The 5,833-nt window shown below is 42.9% G+C and carries 4 protein-coding genes and 1 pseudogene; all 5 read left to right on the top strand.

The window, feature by feature from the left end; translation table 11 throughout:
- Positions 1-50: 50 nt before the first annotated feature.
- Positions 51-425: pseudogene (locus tag ACFE90_RS35385) on the top strand (sensor histidine kinase); the annotation flags it as partial.
- 295 nt (positions 426-720) lie between these two features.
- The gene (locus ACFE90_RS35380; protein ID WP_375506934.1) at positions 721-1,443 is read left to right on the top strand and encodes a cyclase family protein; all 723 of its coding nucleotides are present in this window, start codon (positions 721-723) and stop codon (positions 1,441-1,443) included.
- A 113-nt stretch (positions 1,444-1,556) separates the two neighbouring features.
- Positions 1,557-3,053 (top strand): aldehyde dehydrogenase family protein, encoded by a 1,497-nt coding sequence (locus ACFE90_RS35375; protein WP_375506933.1) that lies wholly within the window; start codon positions 1,557-1,559, stop codon positions 3,051-3,053.
- A gap of 893 nt (positions 3,054-3,946) precedes the next feature.
- Positions 3,947-4,147, top strand: a complete 201-nt coding sequence (locus ACFE90_RS35370) for a hypothetical protein (RefSeq protein ID WP_334773615.1) — start codon at positions 3,947-3,949, stop codon at positions 4,145-4,147.
- A 470-nt stretch (positions 4,148-4,617) separates the two neighbouring features.
- Positions 4,618-5,343, top strand: coding sequence for a hypothetical protein (locus tag ACFE90_RS35365; RefSeq protein ID WP_375506932.1), 726 nt, complete (start codon positions 4,618-4,620; stop codon positions 5,341-5,343).
- Positions 5,344-5,833: the final 490 nt, after the last annotated feature.

The following is a 5,833-nucleotide window of genomic DNA, read 5'->3' as shown; positions in this document are numbered from 1 at the left end:
CGCTACTATCCACATCTGGATTCACAAAATATTATTAGTGGGATAGGTTCATGAATCAGGTGTTTATGAATCTGTTGACAAATGCGATCGATGCTCTAGAAGAGGGAGTGGGGGAAGAAGCACTCCCTACTCCCTACTCCCTACTCACTACTCCCCAGATTCGTATTCGCACCCTGATCCAAGAAGGCCATGTAATCATTGGCATTGCCGACAATGGCGCAGGTATGACTGAGGAAGTACGCAAACGCGTATTTGACCCCTTCTTTACTACGAAACCCGTCGGTAGAGGCACAGGCATGGGGTTATCAATTAGTTACCAAATTATTGTAAAAAAACATGGCGGGCAAATCCAGTGTATTTCAACACCAGGAGAAGGTGCCGAGTTTGCGATCATGATTCCATTCAAGCAGCAACTCGATTCGTAAATATTATGCAATTTTAATCAAAATTTAATTGAATGTTAACCTATTAGTTGTTAACTAAGATTAATTCACTTTTTGCTGCAACATTTGAACCCCCCCAACAACCTGAAAGTTACAGGAATTGGGGGATTATTTCTTCTAATACAGGGAAGTAGGACTAGAAATGTTGCAGTTAAATCGTTTAAAAACATTGTAATGGTAGTATTATTTTTGCGTAGATGTAGCCCCAATACCATTTGGTTCAGGATATTTCTTGGTTGAAGCAGTTCGGGAAGAGAAGCAGGGGGAGAGAAGAATTATGATACAACCCCAAAGTGAAAATAGTATCACCTACACACGCGTTATCCACCTAAGTCATGTAATTGACATAGATATTCCCCAATGGTCTGGAGATCCCACAGTAGAATTTGAAACTGTGGCTGAACTGAATAATGATGGCTATTATCTCCGGCGTTTCTCTTTGGGAGAACATAGCGCTACCCATATCAACGCCCCTAACAGTTTTCATAGTTCAGCTGTGGGAATTGACCAATACCCAGCCCAGTCTTTGGTTGTACCTGCGGTGGTCATAGATATTTGCCAAGCCACAGCAGTTAATCCTGATTATGCCCTGACTATTGCTGATGTTCTGGCTTGGGAAGAACAATACGGTGAAATTTCTGGTGGTTGCATAGTTATACTGAATACTGGTTGGCAAAAAAAGTGGTTTGATAAAAGTGCATTCCTAAATCATGATGCTCAAGGAATTGCCCACTTTCCAGGGTTTGGCAGCGATGCGACTCAATTATTACTGGATGAACGGCAAGTCGCTGGGGTAGGAATTGATACTCATGGTGTAGACCCCGGACAGGATAATACTTTTGCGATTAACCGCTTAGTTTTAGAGCAACCGCGCATTGTATTAGAGAATCTCACTAATTTGGATCAATTGCCACCGAAAGGTACTACTCTAGCGATCGGCATTCTCAGGTTGCGTGGTGGTTCTGGTTCTCCTGTCGGGGTGTTGGCGTTCGTGCCTTAATTTTTATATCGATATTTGCTTCTTACCCCAATTTCTTAAACTTGAGGATAACCTAGAAAGCAAACAAACTTAGTACACAAGTTCCAGTGGATCATCAGCCGGAGATTTTCAAGATGACAACTCCCCTATCTTGCCGCAATTATATAGACGGTCAATGGTTGAGTGCTGTAGGGGAAGCAACTTTAGAAAGTCGCAACCCTGCTGACAAAACCGAAGTGGTTGCCACATTTCCCCGATCGCAAGTTAAGGATGTAGATACAGCAGTAGCCGCCGCCCGTAAAGCCTACTACAGTTGGCGCAAAGTCCCGGCCCCAGCTAGGGCAGAATACATCTTTCGCGTTGGGGAAATATTACTCCAGCATAAAGAAGAACTTGCCCAGTTAATCAGTCGAGAAATGGGTAAACCCTTGACAGAAGCTAGGGGAGATGTGCAAGAAGGTATTGACTGCGCCTTTTACACTGCTGGCGAAGGACGGCGACTATTTGGGCAAACCACACCATCGGAAATGTCCAATAAATTCGCTATGACTGTGCGGATGCCCATAGGAGTTTGTGCCTTAATTACTCCCTGGAATTTCCCTGTGGCAATTCCTTGCTGGAAAGCTATGCCAGCTTTAGTGTGTGGAAATACAGTTATCCTCAAACCTGCCGAAGATACCTCCGCCTGTGCAACTAAATTGATTGAAATTTTCCAACAAGCAGGTTTACCACCAGGAGTAATTAACTTGGTGCATGGTGTGGGAGAAGAGGTGGGGAAAGCTTTAGTTGAGCATTCCAATGTTGATTTGGTATCGTTTACCGGTTCTTCAGAAACGGGTGCTTTTGTTGGCGCTACTTGCGGACGCACTCATAAGCGTGTCTGTTTGGAAATGGGTGGTAAAAATGCCCAAGTGGTAATGGAAGATGCCGATTTGGAACTTGCTTTAGATGGTGCAGTATGGGGAGCATTTGGAACAACCGGTCAACGGTGTACGGCTACCAGTCGCCTGATTTTGCATCGTGATATCAAAGAAAAATTTACCACCATGCTCTATGAGCGTACCAGTAAGTTACGCTTGGGTGCTGGCACTGACCATAATACAGATATTGGGCCGATTGTCAATGAAAAGCAACTCCAACAGGTGAGCAAGTATTTGGATATCGCGCGTGAGGAAGGAGCAAAGGTTTTAATTGGTGGAGAAATTGCCAGTGAAGGTTCATTGAAAAACGGTTACTTCTTTCAACCAACTATTTTGGATGATGTAACTCCTGATATGCGCGTCGCCCGTGAAGAGATATTTGGCCCAGTGGTGGCATTGATTGAAGTTAGTTCTTTTGAGGAAGCGATCGCAATTCTCAACGATAGCAATTACGGTCTTTCTTCTTCAGTTTACACCCGCGATATCAACCGGGCTTTCACTGCTATGCGCGATATCGAAGCAGGTATCACCTATATTAACGGCCCTACTATCGGCGCAGAGGTACACTTGCCCTTTGGCGGTGTGAAACAAACCGGTAACGGACACCGCGAAGCTGGAACTACTGCAATGGATGTTTTCACAGAATGGAAAAGTGTTTATGTTGACTTTTCTGGAAGTTTACAACGCGCTCAGATAGATAACCGCAGTTAATTACATGCTCTATTAACATCCCGACTGCAAAACTTTCGCAAGTCTTACAACACGCTGCGCGATCGCTCAGTTTCACAAAAATTTGTGTCACTTTCAGCAAAGAATAATCTGTAATACCAATTCACGAAAACCTTAATACATATATATAGATTTATCATAGGGGCATGGTAATGCCATGCCTTTACCAACGTATTTGTATTATCACAGCGAAATCGTATAACCCTTATTAATAGGAACTTTCGCAACAAGAAAATCTAAATGACACGCATCGGAATGCGAAATTTGTAGTATCCCCTTGACACCATGTAATTTTTGTATTACATTTGTAATGTCAAGAAAAAAGCCTCCTCAAAAGGCAAAACTAAAACCTCTCGGAACCTTGAAGATTACATAGATGCTAGTTTTTGGGGATTAGTTTAGCAACTTCCTTCGGCAGTACCCAGTTTTGGGGCCGCGATTGGTGTTCGACTGCTCCGAAACCAATAAACGGACGGTTGCAGAATTCGGGTACCCTTCGGGAAGGCAAAGCCTACAATTCCCGACGGTTCCACTAGACTCTACTTCGGTTGAAGTTGTGTAGATGCTGACTCAATAAGTTGAGTTACATCGCTTGAATAAGAGCATCACAATTATGCTCCTCTTGGGTCTGTAGCTCTAATGGTAGAGTTCCCGGATATCACTTGTGCCCTAACAGAAAAAGCTTACATACTTGCTCAATGGTAGAGCGATCGTCTCTAAAACGATAAGTGCAGGTTCAATTCCTGCGTGTGTCACCACGCCCAGCTTTTTCGACTCGCACGAGGTGTGAGTGTACCTCTCACAGGGAGGGTATCGGTTCAATCCCGATCAGATCCACTAATATCAATTCGTAATTACAACAAGAGGTGATTGCAATGGTTCATATTCGATTTGAAGGACGTTCTGTTGATCTCCCAGAAACACAATTGGGAATTGCAGCAGGGATGAATGATGTGGCAGTGAAAGAGCGCGTTGCTCGGCATTTAGATGTGAATAGCGATCGCCTTTCTGCTTACGTAATCGATCGCCGTCCTAGTGGCGATTTGATCGTCCGCCCTGAAGCTGTCTATGGTTAAATTTCCGAGTCATTCGTGCCCTAACAGAAGAAGCATACATACACATTCATAACGGCCCTAAGGTAGCAAAGTTCGAGCAATTGAATAAGCGAAGTATGATTTCTAAGTCTCTCGCAGATTTAGCGTGCGTGCCCACTGCCAATATTTGGTATAGCGACCGTAGCTGTAAAAAGCTTTTTGAACTTGTACGGAATGATTTAAGACTTAATTCCGCGCCCTAACTTGTAAAGCCTACACACACTCCGGCAACGGAATGCAGGTTCAAATCCTGTCGCTCCCTTTGATGGGAGCGTAGCCAAATTGGTATAGGTAATTGTGAAAACTGCTTTGCTAACTTGTGCGGAATTCCAATTATTTAAATCGGATTTATCTATAACCTTTACTCAATACGGAGGTGAGTTCAATGATGTTAGCTAACTCATGTTTAATAACAACTCAATTAGTACAACTGCATTTAAACAACGTGAGATATGAGCGAACATCGTTTGAGCGAGATTGTGATTGAGCGTCCTCGCGGTGGGTGGAGAATTAGCCTCAAAAAGGTGACTGGCTTTAAGAAGCAATTATACAAAATCACCCAGGATGCAATTCAGGATGGATTGTTGAATCCCTACCTGATTAAACCAATAAATAAATCTAAGTATCTTTCAGACCATCTCGGCCCCTTGCGTCGGTTTTTGCGCTCAAAAGTCGGACAGCCTTGGAATGACGTTTACAGGGAACTATGTCAACGATTAGATCCCAACACAATGGCAGGACAGCATGTTATCGATCATGTGTGGGACTACGTTGAACGGTATGTGGAAATAATTGATGGTGGTTTCTATAGCAAGCCTTATCGAGGATATCGAATTCAGCTAGATACAAACCATCGCGATCGCTTCTATATCCATCCTGAAACTGGAATTCTTTGTGCAGTCAAGAAAGTGCCTCGAAAGCAGAAGCTAAAGCAGGAACAAACTGATATTGTCATCATTGATAATTATCATCAATACCAGAAGCTAAACGAGATTTGGTATTTAATTACCTTTGAAGATTTTCCACCGCCACCAACTGATTATGTGACAGATGTTGTCAAAGGTATTATTCATCGTTCTGCCGCAATGTATAGAGGTCGAATAATTTACGCTGTCAGGAAGCAGCAGTGTAACAAGAAAGAAATTCGATTTATTTTAAATCAACTTTCTCGGAATTAAAATTTTCACTTCGTGCCCTAACCGTAAAAGCTTACATACTAGCCAAATTGGAATAGGCACTTGACTCTAGATCAAGCAACTACGGGTTCAAATCCCGTGTGTGAATCAACAGCTTTTTCGACTTGCACGAGGTGATCTTATTTCATTAATGATTGATGACAACTTCTCTTTCGGTCTTTTCTTCGTGTCCTTCTCTACAAGACGCTTCGCGTAGCTTGCTTCTTTGGAGGAGTACGTGGTTCGTTTAAAAATAAAAACTTACAACTAAAATTAGGACTGCTATAGCCATTTTATTTTAGTTGCGAAAATTACTTTTTTTAAACGAACCGCATAGACGCAAAGCGGCTTCCCGCAGGGTAGGACGCGAAGGTGAAGAAAAAAGACAGAGAATTTCACATACTAATTAAGTCTGCTATATAGAAATTTGAATTTATCGGCAGTTGTTGCCGCGCCCCGATCGCAGAAGCTTACATAACTCTGCACAAGTTAT

Source organism: uncultured Nostoc sp., assembly GCF_964245445.1.
GTDB lineage: Bacteria > Cyanobacteriota > Cyanobacteriia > Cyanobacteriales > Nostocaceae > Nostoc.
This window is presented reverse-complemented; position numbering and strand designations above follow the sequence as displayed.

What these genes read in the sequence shown, in the direction of transcription:
- ACFE90_RS35380 (WP_375506934.1), top strand. Translation starts at nt 721, where the DNA reads ATGATACAACCCCAAAGTGAAAATAGTATCACCTACACACGCGTTATC.
- ACFE90_RS35375 (WP_375506933.1), top strand. Translation starts at nt 1,557, where the DNA reads ATGACAACTCCCCTATCTTGCCGCAATTATATAGACGGTCAATGGTTG.
- ACFE90_RS35370 (WP_334773615.1), top strand. Translation starts at nt 3,947, where the DNA reads ATGGTTCATATTCGATTTGAAGGACGTTCTGTTGATCTCCCAGAAACA.
- ACFE90_RS35365 (WP_375506932.1), top strand. Translation starts at nt 4,618, where the DNA reads ATGAGCGAACATCGTTTGAGCGAGATTGTGATTGAGCGTCCTCGCGGT.